Origin of the sequence: Aminobacter sp. J41, assembly GCF_000526635.1 — a bacterium.
Taxonomy (GTDB): Bacteria; Pseudomonadota; Alphaproteobacteria; order Rhizobiales; family Rhizobiaceae; genus Aerobium.
Window position 1 is genome coordinate 15,950 of record NZ_JAGL01000019.1, and the last position, 19,000, is coordinate 34,949.

Here is a 19,000-nt window from a genome sequence, read left to right on the forward strand (position 1 = left end):
TCGGGACGGACGGGCTCATGCGCGCGGGACATCTGATCAGGACGACACTGGTGCTTGTTGCCGTGGCAACGGCAGTCACGGCCTGTGGCCGGCGCCCGAGCCAGCTTGAGACGCCCTACGAGGCATCCGAGCGCCTGCGCAAGGAAGCCGAGCAGAACAAAGAGCCGGTTCCCCCGGCTCGCCCGCGTCCGGAAACCGACAAGCCCTTCATTCTTGACCGCCTGATCTAGGACCCACTCCCGTGGACCATTTCAACTACCGCAACGGCGTGCTCCACGCCGAGGATGTGCCCGTGCCGGCCATCGCCGAAGCCGTTGGCACGCCGTTCTACATCTACTCGACCGCCACGCTGACGCGTCACTACAACGTGTTCGCGCAGGCGTTTTCCGACCTCAACGCCCTCGTCTGCTACGCGATGAAGGCCAATTCGAACCAGGCAGTGATCCGCACGCTCGCCAAGCTCGGCGCCGGTGCCGACGTGGTCTCGGAAGGCGAGCTGCGCCGCGCGCTTGCCGCCGGCATCCCGGCCAGCAAGGTGGTCTTCTCCGGCGTCGGCAAGAAGGCACGCGAGATGGACTTCGCGATCGCTGAAGGCATCCACTGCTTCAACGTCGAGTCGCTCCCGGAGCTTGAGGCGCTGTCCGCCCGTGCGGTTGCCGCCGGCCGTGAGGCGCGCGTGTCGCTGCGCATCAACCCGGACGTCGATGCAAAGACCCACGCCAAGATCTCAACCGGCAAGGCCGAGAACAAGTTCGGCATTTCGTGGAAGGACGCCCGCGCGGCCTATGCCAAGGCAGCGTCGCTCCCGGGCCTCAGGGTCGCCGGCATCGACATGCATATCGGCAGCCAGATCACCGACATGCAGCCGTTCGATGACGCCTTCGCGCTGCTGGCCGAGCTGACCCGCACGCTGCGCGAGGACGGCCACGACATCCGTCATGTCGATGCGGGCGGTGGCCTCGGCATCCCCTACCGCACCGACAATGCGCCGCCGCCGGTGCCGGACGACTATTCCAAGATCGTCAGCAAGCACCTCAAGCCGCTTGGCGTTGACGTGATTTTCGAGCCTGGCCGCATGATTGTCGGCAATGCCGGCATCCTCATCTCCGAGGTCATCTTCCTCAAGGAAGGCGAGGCCAAGAACTTCCTGATCGTCGACGCGGCGATGAATGATCTGATTCGTCCGACGCTCTACGAGGCCTTCCACGACATTGTGCCAGTCAGGGAAGCCCCTATGGACGCGCCGCGCCTGACCGTCGACGTGGTGGGCCCGGTCTGCGAGACCGGCGACTTCCTCGGCCAGGACCGCAACCTGCCGCGCCTTGCTCCCGGCGACCTGATCGCCGTGCGCACGGCCGGCGCCTATGGCGCCGTGCAGGCCTGCACCTACAATTCGCGGCTTTTGGTTCCCGAGGTTATGGTCGACGGCGACCGCTACCACGTCGTTCGCCCGCGCCAGACCTACGAGGATCTAATCGGCCTCGATTCGGTGCCGGACTGGCTGTAGCGAAGGCATCACGATTTCGCGCTCGCCTCGCCTTCGCCGCGTTTGCTGCTATTCTCGAAGGAAGGACGGCGCGAAGGCGCGCCTGAAGGGAGCGGATGGCCGGACGGGAAACCACCCATCGCACTGACCTGCTGCCGCGCAGGCTCGCCCGCACGCGCGGCGCCGTCTGGGCAGCGTTGGTGGTGGAACGCGGCTGGCCGCTGGTCCTTCCCCTCGTTGTTACCGCCAGCCTTTACGTTAGCCTTTCGTGGTTCGGCGTCTTCCGCATCGTGCCCGACTGGGCGCGCCTTGGACTGCTTGGCCTCTTTGCGGTCGCCACGCTCGCGGCACTGTTTCCCCTCCGCTACTTCCGGATGCCCTCGCCTGCGGAGATCGACCGGCGCATCGAGGCAGCCAACCGGCTGGAGCACGCGCCGGTCCTGACCCAGAGCGACACGCTCTCTCCAGCCTCGCAGGGGCCGTTTGCGCAGGCGCTGTGGCGCGAGCACCAGCGGCGCATGGCCGAGCGCCTCGACAACCTTGCCGGCGATCTGCCGCGCCCGCGCGTGCCGGAGCGCGATCCTTGGGCGCTGCGGGCAATCGCCCCGCTCCTCCTCTTCATCGCCTTTGCCTTCTCCTCGGGCCCGCTCGGCGGCAATCTCACCGACGCCTTCCGCAGCCACGCCCTTGCCGAGCGGGTGCCGGTGCGCATCGATGCCTGGGTGACACCGCCCGCCTACACTGGCAAGCCGCCGCTGTTCCTCACCGCGCAGAAGGCGGGCGAGGATGCACCGGTTTTCCAGGTGCCGACGGGCAGCACCGTCGCCGTTCGGGTTGCGGGAGGCACGGGCGAGGAGACGTTGACCTGGCTCGACGCTCACACGGGCGCAGAGACGGCGGTGCCGCAGGAAGAGGCAACGGACCAGCCCGCACAAGAAGCGACTACTCCTGTATCCCGTGCATCATCGAAGCAGTTTTCCGGCGTCCTCAGCGACGACGGCATGCTCACCCTCCGCTCGGGCGGCTCCGAGCTTGAGAGCTGGGCCTTCGCGATCATCCCCGATGCAGCGCCCGTCATCCGCTTCGTCGACGAGCCGAAGCGCGCGCTCAATGGCGCGCTCGAACTCACCTACGAGATCGAGGACGATTATGGCCCCAAGGCCGCCCGCGCGGTCATCGAACTCGCGGAAGAGCAGGCACCGGAGGCAATACCGCTTTACGAGGCTCCGGAAATGCCGCTGACGCTGCCGCGCCGCACGGGCGACGGCAAGTCCGCCCGCACCTCAAGGGACCTCAGCGAGCATCCCTGGGCCGGCACGACGGTAAACCTCACCCTCGAGGTCGAGGACGGCGCTGATCAGAAGTCGCGGAGCGAGACGAAGACAATTGTCCTGCCCGAGCGCCCGTTCGCCAATCCCTTGGCGAAAGCCCTGGTCGAACAGCGCCGCCTTCTGGCACTCGATGCCAACTCCAAGCCTTACGTGCTCGCGCTGATGGACGCGATAACGGTGCGGCCGGAGGACACGATCAAGAACCTCTCCCACTATCTCGGGATCATGACCGCCCGCTCGCGCCTGAAATACGCGGCGACCGAGGACGCCCTGCGCGACGTTGCCGACTATCTCTGGGAGATGGCGCTGGTGATCGAGGACGGCGCGCTGTCGGCCGCCGAGCGGCGGCTCAGGCAGGCGCAGGAAGCCCTCAAGCAGGCGCTGGAAAACGGCGCCAGCGACGAGGAGTTGGAGCAGCTGATGGCGGAGCTGCGCGAGGCTATGCGCGAGTTCCTGCGCGAACTTGCCGAGCGTGCCGCGCGCGACCCGAACATGGCGATGCAGATGCCGGGCAACATGCAGGAAATGCGCCCCGGCGATCTCGAACGCATGCTCGACCAGATCGAGAACCTTGCCCGCTCCGGCTCGCGCGACCAGGCGATGGACCTTTTGCAGCAGCTTCAGGACATGATGAACAACCTGCAGACCGCCCGTCCACAGCAGCAGCCTGGCGGCGAGCAGAGCGAAATGCAGCAGCAGATGAACAAGCTGGGCGACATCATGCGCCGCCAGCAGGAGACGATGAACGAGACCTTCCGCCTCGACCAGCAGCAGCAGGGCGAGCAGCAGATGACGCCCGAACAGTTCGAAGAGGCGATGCGCCAGCTTCAGCAGCAGCAGGGCCAGCTGCAGCAGGACCTGCAGGAGTTGCAGGAGGCGCTGAAGGGTTTTGGCCTAGAGCCCGGAGAGGGCTTTGGCGAGGCCGGCGAAGCAATGGGCCGCGCCGAGGGTGCGCTTGGCGAAGGCCAGGGAGAGGAAGCCGTCACCGAGCAGGGACAGGCTTTGGAAGCCCTGCGCCGCGGCGCACAGGACATGATGCAGCAGCTTCAGGCCATGGAGGGCGAAGGCCAGGATGGCCCGGGTCAGCAGGGGACGCGCCAGCAGAGCTCTGATCGCGACCCGCTGGGGCGTCCGCGCGCCACGACCGGACCGGATTTCGGCCGCTCGGTGCAGGTGCCGGACGAGATCGACGCCCAGCGCGCGCGGCAGATTCTTGAAGAGATCCGCCGCAGGCTGGGCAACGCGCTCAGCCCGGAGGTTGAGCGGAACTATCTGGAAAGACTGCTCGAGCTGCGCTGATCGGTCAGGCGCGAACCGGACGGATGATGTTCAGCAGCGCGCCGTAGGGCACCAGCATCACGATCGACTGTACGATCTTCACGCAGAAGTCACCGAAGGCGAGCGACATCCACAGCGGCACCTCGGTACCGAAGAAGAACGGTACGCGAAACCCGAGCGAGCCGTCTTCGAGGCCGAAGGCGGTATCGAGGACCGACCAGCTGTCAGCGAAAGCGACCGAGAAGAACAGCACCGTGTCGATGCACGAGCCGAGTAGCGCGCCCGAGAGCGGCGCAATCCACCAGCGGAGGCGGCGCAGGCGGTCGAACACCACGACGTCGAGCAGCTGCGCCATCAGGAAGGCGCTGCCGGAGGCGATCGCAATGCGTGGGGTGGCAAGGAAGATCGAGATCACCACCGCAATCGCAAAGCCGGTATAGACCACCAGCCGGGCGGAGCGCGGGCCAAATCGGCGATTGGTGAGGTCGTTGACCAGGAAGGCGAGCGGATAGGTAAACGCGCCCCAGGTCAGGATGTCCTGCAGGCCGAGATGCTCGAAAGGGAACTGGACGAGGAAGTTGGAGGCTGCAACGACAGCAGCCATCGCGGCCACGAAGGGCCAGACCTTATCGGTAGAAGTCATTTTTTTATCCTGGGAGATGGAACCAGTCGGCGGGCACAAAGGCCCGCCGCAAAGGAAAATCAGTAGTCGCTAAGGACTGCTTACACAGCCTGCTCGGCGAGCTTCTTCGAGATCTGCTTCTTCAGCAGGCGAGCGCGCTGCGACAGATCGTTCGTGTCAGCCTTGAGCAGGAACGCGTCGAGACCACCGCGGTGCTCGACCGAACGCAGGGCGTTGGCCGAAATACGCAGACGGACGCTCTGGCCCAGGACCTCGGACTGCAGGGTGACGTCGCACAGGTTCGGCAGGAAGCGGCGACGGGTCTTGTTGTTGGCGTGGCTCACATTGTTGCCAGTCAGCACAGCCTTGCCGGTGAGTTCGCAAGCGCGGGACATGTTACTTACCTTCGTTTCGTTGCCGACCAACACCAACTGCCGTAGCGTCTACGCACGGCGCGCGGGCAATTACAGGCGGCCTCCTGGAAAAAGTCGCCGTTCCATAGTGGCAAATGGCGCTCGGGTCAAGCGCAAGCTGCCTCAGGCACGGCCGTGGCACTTCATACTATCGCCGGATTTCCCCAGCAAGCGTTTCTGATGAAGCCGCTTGTAAAAGTCCTGTCGCTGCTTCTTCTGCTTGCCGCTCCGGCGGCGGCGCGGGCGCAGTCGTTCCACGCCGACTACTCGATCACCCTGCTCGGCATGCCTGTGGGCAAGGCGACCTTTGTCTCAAACTTCTCCGACAAGGCGTTCAGGATCGACGGCCAGCTGTCGAGCGCGGGAATCGCGCGGCTGTTTGCCAGGACAACCGGAACGGCCCGCGTCGAGGGCACGATCCGCCGCGACGGCGTCGAGCCCAGGCATTTTTCGTCAGAGTACAAGTCCGGCAAGAAGCACAGCGTCACCGCCATCCGATACGCGAAAGGCAGGGTCGCGAGCTACGAGAACAGGCCGGAGCCGCGGAAAGGTCGGACCTGGGTCGAGGTTTCCAACGCGCATCTTGCCCGCGCGCTCGATCCTCTCTCGGCAACCCTGATCCGCACCAGCGATCCGGCCAAGGTTTGCAACCGCACCATCAGCTTCTTCGACGGCGAGCTACGCGGCGATCTTGCGCTCGGTGGGCCGAACTTGTCCGAGAACGGCACCGTCACCTGTGCCGCACGCTTCACCCCTGTCTCTGGCTATCGCCAGGGCCGCAAGCAGATCGAGTACATGCGCACGCAAGGGCGCATGAGCATCACCTTCGCACCGCTCGGTTCGACCGGCTTCTATGCCCCGATCGACGCAAGGGTCGGCACCCAGATCGGCACGCTGCGCATTACAGCCACCCGCGTCGCCGCCCGCTGATTCGCGCAATGCGCCGCTTGCCGTCCCCTGCGGCACCGGCTAACCCTTCCGCCACATCGAAGTGCAATGGAGGGGAACTTGGCACGCGCCACGCTTATCGGATTTTCCGCCGTCATCATGTGGGCGTTGCTGGCGCTTCTGACAGCGGCGTCCGGAAGCGTTCCCCCGTTCCAGCTCTCGGCAATCACCTTCGCGATCGGCACGGCGGTGGGACTGGTGATGCGCGCCATGACGCCTGCCGCGAAGCACGATCCGATCCCGCCAGTGGTCTGGGTGATCGGCATCGCCGGCCTCTTCGGCTACCACTATTTCTACTACACCGCGCTCCGCAACGCGCCGGCCGTGGAAGCGAGCCTCATCGCCTATCTCTGGCCGTTGCTGATCGTTGTCGGCTCCGCGCTGCTGCCTGGCGAGAAGCTGCGCTGGTTTCATGTCGCGGGGGCGGCACTGGGGCTTGCCGGCGCGTTCCTGATCGTCACGCGCGGCGGCACGCTCTCCTTCGACCCGCAATACTCGTTCGGCTATATGATGGCCGCCGTCTGCGCCGTCACATGGTCGAGCTACTCGCTCCTGTCGCGGCGCTTCCCCTCGGTGCCGACCAGCGTCGTCACCTGGTTCTGCGCCGCCACCGCCATTCTGTCCCTCATCTGCCATCTGTTGCTGGAGGAGACCGTCTGGCCGCAGGACACCGGCCAGTGGCTGGCCGTGGTCGGCCTTGGCCTGATGCCGGTGGGTGCGGCGTTCTACGCCTGGGACCACGGCGTTAAGCGCGGTAACATCCAGGTGCTGGGAGCGGCGAGCTATGCCGCCCCGCTCCTCTCGACGCTGGTGCTGATCGTGGCCGGCGCGGCTGAGCCAAGTTTCTACATTCTCGCCGCCTGCGTGCTGATCACAGCCGGAGCCGTACTAGCGGCCAAGACCATGCTGTTCGGCCGCAAGGAACCTGCAGAATGATGCCCTTCCCCGGCGGGATCGAATCGCTTGCAAACGGCACGCTGATCTTCTCGGCCGGGGCGTCGTTCTTCTACTTCCTCAAGCAGGCGCAGCCGCCTTCCTGGCGTCGCACGGTTGCCAAGGCGGGATCGATCGCGCTGCTTGCCCTGCTGGCGCTGCTCGAGAAGGGTCCGCTGCTGCTCTTCGTGGCGCTGGTCCTCAGCGCCGCCGGCGACGCGTTTCTCGCGCAGGAAGGGGAGAAGCCGTTCCTGCTCGGGCTCGCGAGTTTTCTCCTCGCCCACCTCGCCTATGTCGCGCTGTTCTGGCAGCTGGGATCTGACCTCCTGCTCATCGCGCAGGAGCCGTGGCGGCTGGGGGTGGTGGCGGTCGCCCTTGCTGCGGCTCTCTGGCTGCTGCGGCGCCTGCTGCTGGCGGTGGCGCCCCCGTTGCGCCTGCCTATCGCCGTCTACACCCCGGCGATCATGGCGATGCTGATCGCGGCGGCCACCGTACCGGCACCGCTGGTCATCGGCGGCGCCGTGCTGTTCGTCGCTTCCGACTTCATCCTTGCCGCGCAGAAGTTCCTGTTCGCGCCGGCCTCACAGCATCGCGAATGGGCGGGGCCGGCGGTCTGGATCCTCTACTATTTTGCGCAGCTGGCGATCACCCTCGCCGTCCTGCTCTGACCCGCGTCAGAAGTTGTCCTTGCGCTTGCGGATTTCCGCGAACACCTCCACGTCGCTCGCGTTCTCCATGCCGAGGTTGCGGCGAATCGCCGGATCATGCGGGCGCAGGAACGGATTGGTTGCCAGCTCCTCGCCAATCGTCGTCGGTAGCGTCGGGCGCCCATCCGCGCGCATCTCCTCGATCTTGCGAGCTCGTTCCTGCAGAGCGGCGTTGGTGGGGTCGATGGTGACCGCGAAGCGCGCGTTCGACAGCGTGTATTCGTGGCCGCAATAGACAACGGTGTCGGCCGGTAGCGCCGCGAGCTTCTGCAGCGAGGCGTGCATGGTCGCCGGCGTTCCCTCGAACAGGCGGCCGCAGCCCAGCGCAAACAGCGTGTCGGCGGTGAACGCGACCTTCGCGTCCCTGAGCCAGTAGGAGACATGGCCGGCCGTATGACCCGGCGTCTCGATCGTTTCGATGGTCTGGCTGCCGAACTGGATCTTTGAGCCCTCCGCCACCGTCTCGTCGATGCCGGGGATCTTTGCCGCTTCGGCTGCCGGGCCATAAATCTTCAGACCGTAGCGCTGCTTGAGCGCAAGGTTGGCCTGGACGTGGTCGGAATGATGATGGGTGGTGAGCAGCAGGCTCGGCGTCCAGCCGGTCCGCTCGACGGCCTCGCTGATCGGCCGCTCCTCCGGAGCATCGATCAGCATGACGGTCCCGGTCTCGCGGTCGCGCACCAGCGCCCCAAAATTATCCGACAGACACATGAACAGTTCGACATCGACAGCCATTTGCGCACTCCCTCATTCGCCGGTGGAATGTATGTGCGTCGTCTTGCCTTGTCACGCGGCGACGTCGCCTTGCAGCGCCTCGCGACGCTCGCTACGGTTTGACCATGCTGTCCGACATCATCGAACTGCGATCGTTCTACAATTCGACGCTGGGCCACCTTGCCGAGCACTCGATCGCACGCGCCATCGAGCAGGTCTGGGCCAAGATACCGAACGAGCGCCTAGTTGGCCTCGGCTACGCGCTGCCATGGCTCGACCGGTTGCGCGAAGGGACCGAGCGGGTGCTGGCCCTGATGCCGGCGAGCCAGGGCGCGGTGAACTGGCCGGCCAATGGCCCCTCGGCCACCGCGCTGGTGTTCGAAGAAGAGCTGCCCCTCTACGATTCGTCGATCGACCGCATCCTGATGGTGCATGCGCTGGAGCATGCGGAAAATCCGCGCGAGACGCTGATGGAGGCCTGGCGCGTGCTGGCGCCGGGCGGACGACTCGTCATCGTCACGCCCAACCGCCGGGGCGTCTGGGCCCGCTTCGAGCACACGCCCTTCGGCACCGGTCGGCCTTTTTCCCGCGCCCAGCTGAACGCGCTCCTGCGCGAGGCCAACTTCACGCCGGGCCCATGGGCCGACGCGCTGCACTTCCCGCCCTCCAAGAAGCGCTGGATGATGCGCATGCATGGCATGTTCGAAGGCGCCGGCCGCCGCTTTTGGCCCATCTTCGCCGGCGTGCTGGTTGTCGAGGCGCAGAAGCGCGTCTATCAGGGCGTGCCGGTCTCGGCGCGCGCTTCGCGCCGCGTCTTCGTTCCGGTGCTCTCGCCGCAGGGCGCAACCGGCGCCGCGGCACGTCAGGCAGTTGGAAAAGGCGACGCATGACCGTCAGGCCGATCGTGAAATACCCGGACGTGGCCCTGCGCACGCCATGCACGCCGGTCGAGACCTTCGATGAGGAACTGCGCCAGCTTGCCGATGATCTTCTCGACACGATGCGGGCCGCACCCGGCGTAGGCATCACCGGTCCGCATATCGGCGTCTTGAAACGCATCACGGTGATCGAGCTGTCGCCGGAGGATGGCGTGCGGGTCTATGTGAACCCGGGGATCGAGGAAGCATCCGAGACGCTGCAGCGCCACACCGAAGGCAGCGTGTCGATGCCGGGAGTCACCGACGAGCTCGAGCGGCCGGACCGGGTCAAGGTCCGCTACCAGACGCTCCTCGGCGAAGAAAAAACCGAAGAGGCGGCCGGCTTCCTTGCCACTTGCCTGCAGCACGAGATCGACCAGCTCGACGGCATCTTCTGGCTGCAGCGCCTGTCGCGAATAAGGCGCGAGCGCGCCGTTAAACGGTGGCAGAAGCTGCAGCGCGGCTAGGCGCCGACTTGCGGCACCGAACCGAAAACCGACCAGCCCAGTCGTTCCGAAAGCCGCTCCAGCGCGATGGTGCCGAGCAGCGAGTTGCCGTTGTCGTCCAGCCCCGGCGACCAGACGGCAATCGAGGCAACGTGAGGCACGACTGCAAGAATGCCACCGCCAACGCCGCTCTTTGCCGGCAGGCCGACGCGGTAGGCAAAGTCCCCTGCCCCGTCATACTGGCCGCAGGTCAGCATCAGGGCGTTGATACGGCGGACACGATGCGCTTCCTGCAACGAGATCTTCTTCTTGCGTCCGGAAGGGGACAGCATCAGGTAGCGCCCAGCCAGCGCCAGCTGCCGGCAGGTGAGCGCGATCGCGCACTGGCGCACATAGAGCTTCATCACGTCTTCGACGTCGTGATGCAGGTTGTCGAACGACTTGGCGAGGTTGGCGAGCGCGCGGTTAGTGTAGCCACCCTTCGCCTCCTTGTCGAAGACATCGGGATCGACGTCGAAATCCTTCCCGCCAATGTGATCGGCCAGGAACGCCGCGACATCCTCGTGCTGCGGCTTCTCGCGGTCGAGCAGCATGTCGGCAATGACGAGCGCTCCAGCGTTGATGAAGGGATTGCGCGGGATGCCCTTTTTGCGCTCGAGGTCGATAATCGAGTTGAACGGATCGCCAGACGGCTCGCGCCCGACGCGCTTCCAGACGTCGTCGCCATGCGCCTCCAGTGCCATCGTCAGCGCGAAGACTTTCGAGATGCTCTGAATGGGAAACGGGTGGCTGGCCTCGCCGCCCTCGATCACGTCGCCATCGGCCGTAACGACGCAGACGCCGAAGCGGTTCACCTCCAGCTCGCTCATCCCTTCGATGTGGTCGATGAGTTTGCCGAAGCTTTCGATGACTTCCATTTCCGCGACGACGGCATCGACCGCGGCGCGGACCTGATCGGGATCGACCTTGTTGTTGCTGTTCGGCATGAGGCTCCTTCGGCTTCTGGCGGGCTGAGCCAAACGCCAGCCGGCCGAAGGGGTTCCTCATCTACCGGCCAAGCCCGTCCAGAGCCGTTTCAGACGGTCTCCTTGACCCGTCCCTTGCCGATCTCGGCGAGGTCGTACGTCGTCGTCTGATAGACCTGGTTGATCCAGTTGCCGAACAAAAGATGCGCGTGCGAGCGCCAGCGATTGAGCGGCGGGCGCGATGGGTCGTTGTTCGGGTAGTATTCGTGCGGGACCTCGATCGGCACGCCCAACCCCACGTCGCGGTCGTACTCTTCCTTGAGGGAGGTCGAGTCGTACTCGATGTGGTTGAACATGTAGAGCCGGTTGCCCATCTCCTCAGCGACCATGCACGGGCCTGTCATGTCCGATTCCATCAGCAGCTGAAGATCTTCGTGCTGGCGGATGTCCTGCGAGCGCACCTCGGTCCAGCGCGAAACGGGAATGGCGAAATCATCGGAGAAGCCGGTGAGGTACGGCGAGCTGGGCGCGTTGTTCCGGTGGCGGAACACGCCGAACGCCTTCTTCGACAGCGGGTATTTCGGGATGCGGTGGAAGTGCCACGCTGCCGCCATCGCGCCCCAGCAGATGAAGAAGGACGAATGGACGTTGGTGGTCGTCCAGTCGAAGATCTGCTTCAGCTCATCCCAGTAATAGACTTCCTCGAACGGCAGCTTCTCGACCGGCGCGCCGGTGACGATGAAGCCGTCGAACTTGCGGTCTTTGACCTCTTCCCAGGTCTGGTAGAAGGCGATCAGGTGTTCTTCCGGGGTGTTTTTCGCGGCATGGCTGCCGATGCGCACCAGCGTCAGCTCGACCTGCAGCGGCGATGCGCCGATGAGTCGCGCGAACTGGGTCTCCGTGCGTATCTTGTTCGGCATCAGGTTCAGCAGGCCGATCTGCAGCGGACGGATGTCCTGCCGGAGCGCCGTGCGCTCGTCCATAACCTGCACGCCTTCTCTGACGAGGACGTCGCGGGCGGGTAGCTGGTCGGGGATCTTGATGGGCACGGCAACAACTCCAGAAACTGAAAAGACCGGCGGCGTATGCGCGACCGGTCCCAACGGAATTGCTGCGATCGGTCCTTTAGCAACTTATTTTACGTGGCTGCAAGCCGACCGGCCAAATCACCACGGAACGCGGCATATTTAGGATCGCTGAACCTTTGCGTCAACGCCAAAGACTTGGTAGAGGCAAGCACACCTTCCAACTGGATAGCAGCCATGACCACCGAGCTTCGCCCTGAACCACGCCCCGGCGTGATGGAGATCGACGCCTACGTGCCCGGCAAGAGCCACGCACCGGCGGGGGTCGCGAAGGTCTATAAGCTGTCGTCCAACGAAAATCCGTTCGGCCCCTCCCCCAAGGCCATCGCGGCCGCACAGGCGGTGACGGAGAAGCTTGCGCTTTATCCGGACGGTTCATCGCGGAAGCTGCGTGAGGCGATCGCGAAGACGCATGGCCTCAACGTCGCCAACGTCATGGCCTTCAACGGCTCCGACGAGGCACTGGCGCTGCTCACCCGCATCTATGTCGGCGAAGGCGACGAGGGCATCTACAGCCAGTACGGCTTCCTGGCCTATCCGATCTACATCCGCTCGGTCGGCGCAAAGCCCGTGATCGCGCCGGAGGTCAACGAGACGGCGAACGTCGACTCGATCCTCTCCTGCGTCACCGAGAAGACGCGCATCGTCTTCCTCGCCAATCCGAGCAACCCCACCGGCACCTACATGCCGTTCGACGAGGTGCGCCGCCTGCACGCCGGCCTGCCGAAGAACGTGCTGCTCGTGATCGACGCGGCCTATGCCGAGTTCGTGCGCCGCAATGATTACGAGGCAGGAGTAGAGCTGGTGGCGGCCAATGAAAATGTCGTGATGACCCGCACCTTCTCCAAGGTGCACGGGCTCGGCGGCGCGCGCATCGGCTGGTGCTATGCGCCGGCGCACATCATCGAGGCGCTGGAGCGCGTGCGCGATCCGTTCAACGTCAACGCCATGGCGATCGAAGCCGGCACGGCGGCGATCCTCGATCGCGAACACGTCGAGTTCTGCGTCACTCACAACGAGAAGTGGCTCAACTGGACGACGGAGGAGCTGACGAAGCTCGGCCTTCGCGTCACCCCCAGCGTTGCCAACTTCATTCTGATTCACTTTCTGGAAGACGGGAAGCACACCGCCGAGGAGGCGGAGGAGTATCTGGCGCGGCGCGGGTATATTCTCAGGCGCGTTGCGGCATACGGCCTTCCCAACGCGCTGCGTATGACGATAGGCACCGAAGAAGCCAATCGCGGCGTAGTCGCCGCACTCGCGGAATTCCTGAAAGACTGAAAAAATGACCGAAAAGATGTTTGAACGCATCGCCCTGATCGGCATTGGCCTGATCGGCTCCTCCATCGCGCGCGTCGTGCGCCGCGAGGGCCTCGCCGGCGAGATCGTCATCTCCACCCGCAGCGCTGAGACGCTAAAGCGCGCTGAGGAACTTGGCCTCGGCGACCGCTACGAGCAAAGTGCTGCCGAAGCCGTGAAGAACGCGGACCTCGTCATCGTCTCCGTTCCCGTCGGCGCATCAGGTGCAGTGGCCGAGCAGATCGCCGGCGCTCTCAAGCCCGGCGCTATCCTCACCGACGTCGGCTCGACAAAGGCCTCGGTGATCGCGCAGATGCAGCCCCACGTGCCTGAAGGCGTGCACTTCATCCCGGGCCACCCGATCGCTGGTACCGAGCATTCCGGTCCGGATGCCGGCTTTGCGGAGCTGTTCCGCAACCGCTGGTGCATCCTGACCCCGCTGCCGGAGACCGATCAGGCGGCGCTCGACAAGCTCTCAGCCTTCTGGACCGCCTGCGGCTCCAACATCGACGTCATGCCGCCGCAGCACCACGACATGGTGCTCGCAATCGTCTCTCACCTGCCGCACATCATTGCCTACAACATCGTCGGCACCGCGGACGACCTTGAGACGGTCACCAAGTCGGAAGTCATCAAGTACTCCGCGTCGGGTTTCCGTGACTTCACCCGCCTCGCGGCGTCGGACCCGACCATGTGGCGCGACGTGTGCCTGCACAACCGCGATGCGATCCTGGAAATGCTGGCGCGTTTTTCGGAAGACCTCGCCTCGCTGCAGCGAGCGATCCGCTGGGGCGATGGCGACAAGCTGTTCGACCTCTTCACCCGCACCCGCGCCATCCGCCGCTCGATCATCGAGGCTGGCCAGGACGTCAGCGCGCCAGACTTCGGCCGCATCGCGGCGGCAAAGCCCGCCTGACCAGTCAGAACAGCGGCGGGATCGCGCCGAGTGAGACGAAACCAATGCGGACCTTCCCGCGCGAGATCTTCAGCGGGAAGGTCGGCTCCTCGCCAAGCATCGCAATCGTGCCGACTGCGAGCTCAACCTGCTCGCGGTAGGCTGGCAGCAGGCTGACCAGCAGCTCGCCCAACGCGCGGGGATTGCGCACCTTCACCTGCAGTTCGGCGTCGATCAGCCCGTCGATGCCGACGGCGAAAGGTCCCGACACTTCCGCGCCGCTGCCCTTGTCATCGATGGAAACGGTGAGATTGCGGATGTTAACGCTGGATTCGCGTCCGCCCGACTGCCAGCGCTCAACGAAGAAATCTGCAAGGCCCGCCAGCGGCGGCAGCTTGTCGGTGCCGACGAAGTTCGGGTCGAAGCGCAGCTCGTTGAAGCGTACGGCAAGGTCGTAGCCCGCGTCGGCGTCCGGACGCGCATGGAATTCGGCATGGCCCGCGCGCCCGAGCAGCGGCGGCACGTCGCCCGGCTCATCCAGTCTCACCTCGACATTGCGGCCCTCGACCGAGACACGCTCGGGCAGCGGCGAAGCAATACGGACGCTGGCTCGCATCGACTCCCACTTGAGGTCGAGCGTCGGTATGCCCGGCGTCTCCAGCGTCGCCGGCCCGTCGAGTTCGCCGATCACGAGGTTCGGCTGATAAACCTGCGCCGCCGAGCGGAAAGCCCCCGCCTGGAAACGGATAGCGGCCTTGGGGTCCTCGAACATCACCGAGCGGCAGAACACGCCAAGCCGGAAGGGATAGCCACGAACCTCAAGGCTTTCGCAATTCGCACGCCGACCGCTGGCGTTGGCCCCGTCGACGGCCGTCTGGACGCGCTCGCCAACCTTTCCTGCGGCGTAGTACCATCCGCCGCTATAGAGCGCGATGGCCGCAACGATCCCGAGCAGGAGCCAAAAGAAGCGCCTGCTGTAGTTGACCGGTTTATCATTGCTTGACGCCATGGCGCGGCTCTCGTTAACCCTCGTCGGTCGGCACGCAGCCGAAAATTCGAATCTGGATTTGCGATATGGGCGATTTTTGGGTGTTTGGCTATGGCTCGCTGATGTGGCGGCCGGGCTTCGCCCATACAGAGACGCGCAAGGCGCGCCTTTGCGGCTACCGGCGGGCGCTGTGCATCTCCTCGCACATTCACCGCGGCACGGTCGAAAAGCCGGGGCTGGTGCTGGGCCTCGACCGCGGCGGTTCCTGCGTCGGCATGGCCTTCCGCGTGCCGGGCGAGCTTTCCGACGAGGTGATGGGGTACCTGCGAGAGCGCGAGCTCGTCACCAACGTCTATCTCGAAAAGCGCCTGCCCGTCCGCTTCGATGACGGCTCACGCGCGGAAGCGGTCGCATATGTCGTCGACCGGTCTCACATCCAGTACGCAGGCCATATCGACGTCGAGGAGGCCGCGCGCATCGTGTCGGGTTCCGTGGGTCTGTCGGGCCGCAACGAGGACTATGTGCTGAACACGGTCGACCATCTGCGCGCGCTCGGCATCCGCGACCGCTGGCTGGAAAGCGTGGCGCAGCGCCTTAACGCTTCCTGACCGGAAGCTCCACGCCGAGTTCCTTCAGGCGCCTGATCGCCGTCTCCGGCAGCGCCGGCGGGTTCTCCGACGTCGCCGCCTCGATCAGGAAGGCATCACAGCCTGCCTCGGTCTCGGCGATCAGCCGCTTCATGAAGGCATCCTTCTCCATGCCCGGCTCGATCGGCGGCAGGAACTTCGCCTTCAGCGCGCCTGGATAACGCAGGAACTTGCGGCGCGGCCAGTAGAGGCCCGCGACGTGAGCGACCGGCACCACCGGCACGTTCAGCGCCGCGTAGATCTCGGCAATGCCCCACTTGTAGGCGGGCTCGGCGCCCGGCGGGCGGCGGGTGCCTTCCGGGTAAATGATGAGCTGGCGCCCGTCATCCATCCGCTTCCTGGCCTCCACCAGCGCCTGCTTGAGCGCCTTTGAGCGGCTGCCGCGGTTGATCGGGATCATCTTCACCTTCTTCAGGTACCAACCGAAGAAGGGGATCCACATCAGCTCGCGCTTGAGGATGTAGACGGGGTCCGACAGGTACGGGAAGAACGCGATCGTGTCCCAGAACGACTGGTGCTTTGGCGCCAGGATGAACGGTCCGTCCGGCAGGTTCTCAAGCCCGGAAATCTCCGACTTCGTGCCAGCCAGCCACTCCTGCAGCCTGAGGCTGGTGCGCGACCAGAAGCGCGGCACCCACCACGCCTTCCGGCGCGGGGCAAGGAAGAAGAACGGGGTGAACACGATCATCTGGACGATGAGGTTCAGATAAAAGGCGGCATTGAACGCCAGCGACCGGATTACGAGCATGAAAACGTGCCTGCGGAGTGTCGTGCGCACGTTGGTTACACCAGTCGCGTCCAAAGGGAAACGTGCCGCCCGGCGAAAGACTGCCGTCAGCTGCCGCGTTGCGTCTGCGTGTGCTCGGGCTGCGCCCTGCCCGCGACCTGCCGGAGGTCCGGCACCACGCGCCGGAACAGCGCGGCGATGTACTTGGCGTATTCGGTGAACAGCACCCGGTTCGTGATCCACTCGCCGCCTTCGAGATGCGTGTTCACCACCGGATAGGGGAACAGCTCCGCCTCAGTCATGTAGCGCTTAAGCTCCAGCAGGCTACGCGGCATGTGGTAGTTGTTGGTGACGATGATCACCTTGTCCCAGTTATGGCTCTCGACCCACTTGGCGCTCTCTTCGGCATTGCCGATCGTGTCGAGCGCGGTGTGATCGAGGTCGACACAGCAGTTGAACAGCCGCGAATCGCCGCCGGTCGCGCGGCGCAGATCACTCAGCCGCGCCTTCGGGTGCACGCCGCTGATCAGCAGCCGCTTACCCTTTCCTGCCTCGAGCAGATCAACCGCCGCCGTCAGGCGCTTCTCGCCGCCGGTGAGCACAATGATCGCATCGGCCGAGGGAAGGTCGGTCGGCGTCGTCAGGCGTGCGATATGGGTGGCAAAGGCTGCGAAGCCGCCGAGGAAGGCGAGCGAGCCGCCGACAAGGAGCAGTGCCAGGGCCGCAAGGAGCCTGCGCACCGGGCGGCTTGGCCTGACCCGGTCTGCGTGGGCGTCAGCCACGATCTCGGGCGACGCCTTCCTGTCGATTGGCCCCGTCATGTGCATATGGTTACCCGCCAATCGTGGCATTGAACAGGTCTTTGCGCGGACCCGCGATGGCGCAACGATGGTCTTTCATAGTCCGAAGCCTAGTCATGGGCGCTCGGGTCGATGTCGCCGAGATACGAAACGACCGTGATGTGAGAGGTGAGCGCGGTCAGCCCGCCGATCAGGATGACGACCAGCGCGACGCCGAGATAGCCGGCACTACCGATCGCGAAATTGCCGAACAGGGCCGTCGCCTGGTCGGCCTGAGGCGTCGCAAGGTTCCAGGACGACCACCACGAAAAGCCGATGAAGACGATGATGGCGGCAAGACCGCCAGCGGCCGCGCCCTTCATGCCAGTCAGCAGGAAGTGGCGGCGGAATTCGCGGGCGATGAACCCTGCCTCGGCGCCGACGAAATGCAGCACCTCGATGATGTGTCCGTTGCCCGCCATCGCGCCGCGCGTAGCGAAGACGATTGCCAGTACCGTGGCGGTCAGCATCAGCAGCAGCACCGAGAAGCCGATCGTCACGGTCGTGTTCGCCATGGCAATCAGGCGGTCGACCCAGGTGCGGTGGTCATCGAGCGTTGCCTGCGGCACCTCTGCCGTGACGGCCTGTCGTAGCGCCGGGAAGTCCGGCGGATTTGCCGGATCGATGGTGACGATGACGAGACGCGGCACGGGCAGCTCGTCGATGTCGAAGCCGGTGCCGAGCCATGGCTCGAGCAGGCGGATCGTCGCCGCCCGGTCGACGATCGTTGCCTGCCGCACGCCGGGGAATCCGGCTGCGACCTGCTGTGCGGTGGCAAGTGCCGCCTCGATGTTGAGTCCATCGACCGGCTTGATCTGGATGGTCGCCTCGCGGGCGATCTGCGATTGCCACATCGCCGCCGTATCGCGCACCAGCGTCACGGCGCCGAGTGTCAGGCATGACAGGAAGGTCATGATCGCGATGACGAGGATCAGCGCATGCCCGGCGACGTTGCCGGGCGGCACGATAGGCGCCTGCTTGCGATAGGAGCGCGCCGCTCCGCGGCGTCTCGCCGGCGCGCCTGGCAGGGTGGCGGGATCAGTCATGGATCTCGAGCCTCCCGCCGTTGAGAACCATGCGGCGCGCGTCAACCTGCTCCATCAGCGCGACATCGTGGGTCGCGATGACGACGGCCGTGCCGAGGCGGTTGAGCTCGATGAAGAGGCGCAGCAGGCGGCGGGCGAGCGGCGGATCGACATTGCCGGTCGGTTCATCGGCGAGCAGGATCTCGGGCTGTTCAATCAGCGCGCGGGCGATAGCCGCACGCTGTTTCTCGCCGCCCGACAGCACCGGCGGCAGCACATGCATGCGCTCGCCAAGGCCCACCCACTTCAGCAGCTCGATCACGTCAGAGCGGTAGCTCGACTCCTCGCGCCCGCGCACGCGCAAGGGCAGCGAGACGTTCTCGTAAGTGGTCATGTGGTCGAGCAGGCGGAAGTCCTGGAAGACGATGCCGATGCGCCGGCGCAGCATCGGCAGCTCTTTGCGCGGGATGCGCGACAGGTCCCTGCCGAAGACGGTGATAAGTCCGCGAGTTGGCTTCAGAGACATGAACAGCAGGCGAAGCAGCGTCGTCTTGCCCGCACCGGACGGCCCGCTCAGAAACTGGAAGGAACGTTCGGGCAGATGGAAGGAAATGTCACGGAGTATTTCCGGACCCATTCCATATCTGAGGCCGACATTCTCGAAGCGGATCACCGGAAATCCTTGTTCATCAACGGTTTGGCCGGGGCGCCCCGCGAAGAGTGATGAGCCCCGAA

Annotated in this window: 21 protein-coding genes and 1 riboswitch; of the genes, 11 read left to right on the plus strand and 10 right to left on the minus strand. The window is 65.1% G+C overall.

Translation table 11 applies throughout. The features are described from left to right. Positions 1-17: 17 nt before the first annotated feature. From L630_RS0113460 to L630_RS0113470, 3 genes are all read left to right on the plus strand, one after another. Positions 18-230, plus strand: a complete 213-nt coding sequence (locus L630_RS0113460; protein ID WP_024848772.1) for a hypothetical protein — start codon at positions 18-20, stop codon at positions 228-230. A gap of 11 nt (positions 231-241) precedes the next feature. Then, entirely contained in the window at positions 242-1,507 is a 1,266-nt protein-coding gene (gene lysA / locus L630_RS0113465; RefSeq protein WP_024848773.1) for a diaminopimelate decarboxylase, read from the plus strand. Positions 1,508-1,602: 95 nt separating this feature from the next. Further along, complete coding sequence (locus tag L630_RS0113470) at positions 1,603-4,116, plus strand: TIGR02302 family protein (RefSeq protein ID WP_024848774.1); 2,514 nt, start codon at positions 1,603-1,605, stop codon at positions 4,114-4,116. Positions 4,117-4,120: 4 nt separating this feature from the next. On the opposite strand, the gene L630_RS0113475 is transcribed toward L630_RS0113470, so the two are convergent. Next, positions 4,121-4,738, minus strand: a complete 618-nt coding sequence (locus L630_RS0113475) for a queuosine precursor transporter (RefSeq protein WP_024848775.1) — start codon at positions 4,736-4,738, stop codon at positions 4,121-4,123. Positions 4,739-4,818: 80 nt separating this feature from the next. After that, the gene (gene rpmB, locus L630_RS0113480; RefSeq protein WP_024848776.1) at positions 4,819-5,112 is read right to left on the minus strand and encodes a 50S ribosomal protein L28; all 294 of its coding nucleotides are present in this window, start codon (positions 5,110-5,112) and stop codon (positions 4,819-4,821) included. A 198-nt stretch (positions 5,113-5,310) separates the two neighbouring features. On the opposite strand from rpmB, the gene L630_RS0113485 reads away from it, so the two are divergent. The 3 genes from L630_RS0113485 to L630_RS0113495 all read left to right on the plus strand — a co-directional run bounded on the left by L630_RS0113485 (position 5,311) and on the right by L630_RS0113495 (position 7,679). Next, positions 5,311-6,060, plus strand: a complete 750-nt coding sequence (locus L630_RS0113485; RefSeq protein ID WP_024848777.1) for a DUF3108 domain-containing protein — start codon at positions 5,311-5,313, stop codon at positions 6,058-6,060. A 78-nt stretch (positions 6,061-6,138) separates the two neighbouring features. After that, positions 6,139-7,014, plus strand: a complete 876-nt coding sequence (locus L630_RS0113490) for an EamA family transporter (RefSeq protein ID WP_024848778.1) — start codon at positions 6,139-6,141, stop codon at positions 7,012-7,014. Then, positions 7,011-7,679 carry a lysoplasmalogenase gene (locus L630_RS0113495; RefSeq protein ID WP_024848779.1) on the plus strand — a complete coding sequence of 223 codons (669 nt, stop codon included), beginning with the start codon at positions 7,011-7,013 and terminating at the stop codon, positions 7,677-7,679. Before L630_RS0113490 ends, L630_RS0113495 begins: the two co-directional genes overlap by 4 nt. 6 nt (positions 7,680-7,685) lie before the next feature. Here the strand turns inward: L630_RS0113495 and gloB are convergent, their stop codons facing one another. Then, on the minus strand, positions 7,686-8,453 hold the full coding sequence (gene gloB, locus L630_RS0113500) for a hydroxyacylglutathione hydrolase (RefSeq protein ID WP_024848780.1): 768 nt from the start codon (positions 8,451-8,453) through the stop codon (positions 7,686-7,688). A gap of 104 nt (positions 8,454-8,557) precedes the next feature. Here gloB and L630_RS0113505 point away from each other — a divergent pair, with 104 nt between their 5' ends. After that, entirely contained in the window at positions 8,558-9,322 is a 765-nt protein-coding gene (locus L630_RS0113505; protein ID WP_024848781.1) for a methyltransferase domain-containing protein, read from the plus strand. Then, positions 9,319-9,816, plus strand: a complete 498-nt coding sequence (locus tag L630_RS0113510) for a peptide deformylase (protein WP_024848782.1) — start codon at positions 9,319-9,321, stop codon at positions 9,814-9,816. Before L630_RS0113505 ends, L630_RS0113510 begins: the two co-directional genes overlap by 4 nt. On the opposite strand, the gene L630_RS0113515 is transcribed toward L630_RS0113510, so the two are convergent. After that, on the minus strand, positions 9,813-10,781 hold the full coding sequence (locus L630_RS0113515; protein ID WP_024848783.1) for a glutaminase: 969 nt from the start codon (positions 10,779-10,781) through the stop codon (positions 9,813-9,815). The two genes, L630_RS0113510 and L630_RS0113515, sit on opposite strands and share 4 nt — an antisense overlap. A gap of 89 nt (positions 10,782-10,870) precedes the next feature. Continuing rightward, positions 10,871-11,809, minus strand: coding sequence for a homoserine O-succinyltransferase (gene metA / locus L630_RS0113520; RefSeq protein ID WP_024848784.1), 939 nt, complete (start codon positions 11,807-11,809; stop codon positions 10,871-10,873). A 56-nt stretch (positions 11,810-11,865) separates the two neighbouring features. Then, positions 11,866-11,943: riboswitch (SAM riboswitch) on the minus strand. Positions 11,944-12,022: 79 nt separating this feature from the next. Here metA and hisC point away from each other — a divergent pair. Together hisC and L630_RS0113530 are read left to right on the plus strand one after the other, a co-directional pair. Next, positions 12,023-13,126 carry a histidinol-phosphate transaminase gene (gene hisC, locus L630_RS0113525; protein WP_024848785.1) on the plus strand — a complete coding sequence of 368 codons (1,104 nt, stop codon included), beginning with the start codon at positions 12,023-12,025 and terminating at the stop codon, positions 13,124-13,126. A 4-nt stretch (positions 13,127-13,130) separates the two neighbouring features. After that, positions 13,131-14,060, plus strand: a complete 930-nt coding sequence (locus L630_RS0113530) for a prephenate/arogenate dehydrogenase family protein (RefSeq protein WP_024848786.1) — start codon at positions 13,131-13,133, stop codon at positions 14,058-14,060. 4 nt (positions 14,061-14,064) lie between these two features. Here the strand turns inward: L630_RS0113530 and L630_RS0113535 are convergent, their stop codons facing one another. After that, a complete protein-coding gene (locus L630_RS0113535; RefSeq protein WP_024848787.1) occupies positions 14,065-15,048 on the minus strand; it encodes a DUF2125 domain-containing protein in 984 nt (327 codons plus the stop codon). Between the two features lie 65 nt (positions 15,049-15,113). On the opposite strand from L630_RS0113535, the gene L630_RS0113540 reads away from it, so the two are divergent. After that, entirely contained in the window at positions 15,114-15,635 is a 522-nt protein-coding gene (locus L630_RS0113540) for a gamma-glutamylcyclotransferase (RefSeq protein ID WP_024848788.1), read from the plus strand. On the opposite strand, the gene L630_RS0113545 is transcribed toward L630_RS0113540, so the two are convergent. The 4 genes from L630_RS0113545 to ftsE all read right to left on the minus strand — a co-directional run bounded on the left by L630_RS0113545 (position 15,622) and on the right by ftsE (position 18,938). Continuing rightward, on the minus strand, positions 15,622-16,422 hold the full coding sequence (locus L630_RS0113545) for a 1-acyl-sn-glycerol-3-phosphate acyltransferase (protein WP_024848789.1): 801 nt from the start codon (positions 16,420-16,422) through the stop codon (positions 15,622-15,624). The two genes, L630_RS0113540 and L630_RS0113545, sit on opposite strands and share 14 nt — an antisense overlap. A gap of 86 nt (positions 16,423-16,508) precedes the next feature. Next, positions 16,509-17,222, minus strand: coding sequence for a YdcF family protein (locus L630_RS21470; RefSeq protein WP_051473271.1), 714 nt, complete (start codon positions 17,220-17,222; stop codon positions 16,509-16,511). A gap of 89 nt (positions 17,223-17,311) precedes the next feature. Then, on the minus strand, positions 17,312-18,286 hold the full coding sequence (locus L630_RS0113555; RefSeq protein ID WP_024848791.1) for an ABC transporter permease: 975 nt from the start codon (positions 18,284-18,286) through the stop codon (positions 17,312-17,314). After that, positions 18,279-18,938 carry a cell division ATP-binding protein FtsE gene (gene ftsE, locus L630_RS0113560; RefSeq protein ID WP_024848792.1) on the minus strand — a complete coding sequence of 220 codons (660 nt, stop codon included), beginning with the start codon at positions 18,936-18,938 and terminating at the stop codon, positions 18,279-18,281. The genes L630_RS0113555 and ftsE overlap by 8 nt, the downstream gene beginning before the upstream one ends. Positions 18,939-19,000: the final 62 nt, after the last annotated feature.

Excerpts from the sequence above, each read along its gene's own strand:
- L630_RS0113530 (WP_024848786.1), top strand. The coding sequence starts at position 13,131 with ATGACCGAAAAGATGTTTGAACGCATCGCCCTGATCGGCATTGGCCTG.
- L630_RS0113545 (WP_024848789.1), bottom strand. The coding sequence starts at position 16,422 with ATGCTCGTAATCCGGTCGCTGGCGTTCAATGCCGCCTTTTATCTGAAC.
- L630_RS0113495 (WP_024848779.1), top strand. The coding sequence starts at position 7,011 with ATGATGCCCTTCCCCGGCGGGATCGAATCGCTTGCAAACGGCACGCTG.
- L630_RS0113510 (WP_024848782.1), top strand. The coding sequence starts at position 9,319 with ATGACCGTCAGGCCGATCGTGAAATACCCGGACGTGGCCCTGCGCACG.
- L630_RS21470 (WP_051473271.1), bottom strand. The coding sequence starts at position 17,222 with ATGACGGGGCCAATCGACAGGAAGGCGTCGCCCGAGATCGTGGCTGAC.
- hisC (WP_024848785.1), top strand. The coding sequence starts at position 12,023 with ATGACCACCGAGCTTCGCCCTGAACCACGCCCCGGCGTGATGGAGATC.
- rpmB (WP_024848776.1), bottom strand. The coding sequence starts at position 5,112 with ATGTCCCGCGCTTGCGAACTCACCGGCAAGGCTGTGCTGACTGGCAAC.
- gloB (WP_024848780.1), bottom strand. The coding sequence starts at position 8,453 with ATGGCTGTCGATGTCGAACTGTTCATGTGTCTGTCGGATAATTTTGGG.
- L630_RS0113460 (WP_024848772.1), top strand. The coding sequence starts at position 18 with ATGCGCGCGGGACATCTGATCAGGACGACACTGGTGCTTGTTGCCGTG.
- L630_RS0113475 (WP_024848775.1), bottom strand. The coding sequence starts at position 4,738 with ATGACTTCTACCGATAAGGTCTGGCCCTTCGTGGCCGCGATGGCTGCT.
- L630_RS0113540 (WP_024848788.1), top strand. The coding sequence starts at position 15,114 with ATGGGCGATTTTTGGGTGTTTGGCTATGGCTCGCTGATGTGGCGGCCG.
- L630_RS0113470 (WP_024848774.1), top strand. The coding sequence starts at position 1,603 with ATGGCCGGACGGGAAACCACCCATCGCACTGACCTGCTGCCGCGCAGG.
- L630_RS0113505 (WP_024848781.1), top strand. The coding sequence starts at position 8,558 with ATGCTGTCCGACATCATCGAACTGCGATCGTTCTACAATTCGACGCTG.
- L630_RS0113555 (WP_024848791.1), bottom strand. The coding sequence starts at position 18,286 with ATGACTGATCCCGCCACCCTGCCAGGCGCGCCGGCGAGACGCCGCGGA.
- L630_RS0113535 (WP_024848787.1), bottom strand. The coding sequence starts at position 15,048 with ATGGCGTCAAGCAATGATAAACCGGTCAACTACAGCAGGCGCTTCTTT.
- L630_RS0113515 (WP_024848783.1), bottom strand. The coding sequence starts at position 10,781 with ATGCCGAACAGCAACAACAAGGTCGATCCCGATCAGGTCCGCGCCGCG.
- L630_RS0113485 (WP_024848777.1), top strand. The coding sequence starts at position 5,311 with ATGAAGCCGCTTGTAAAAGTCCTGTCGCTGCTTCTTCTGCTTGCCGCT.